1 protein-coding gene is annotated in these 261 nt (G+C 49.8%); it reads left to right on the top strand.

Annotated elements, in window-relative coordinates; translation table 11 throughout:
• Positions 1-261: ribulose-phosphate 3-epimerase (locus JFU56_RS22565; RefSeq protein WP_374221066.1), on the top strand; the 261-nt coding region annotated here is incomplete at both ends.

The raw sequence follows: 261 nt of genomic DNA, 5'->3' as shown, positions 1-261 counted from the left end.
GGTGAAGACGTAGAAAAAGTACTCGCAGCCGGTGCCGACGTTGTGCACTTCGATGTGATGGATAACCACTACGTACCTAACCTGACTTTTGGTGCACCGATCTGTAAAGCGTTGCGAGACTACGGCATCACAGCTCCTATCGATGTTCACCTAATGGTTAAGCCAGTAGACAGCATCGTACCTGAGTTTGCTAAAGCCGGCGCATCAATGATTACCTTCCACGTTGAAGCGTCTGAGCACGTTGACCGTACTCTACAGCTA

The sequence above is a fragment of the Moritella sp. F3 genome (assembly GCF_015082335.1).
Lineage (GTDB): Bacteria > Pseudomonadota > Gammaproteobacteria > Enterobacterales > Moritellaceae > Moritella.
This window is presented reverse-complemented; position numbering and strand designations above follow the sequence as displayed.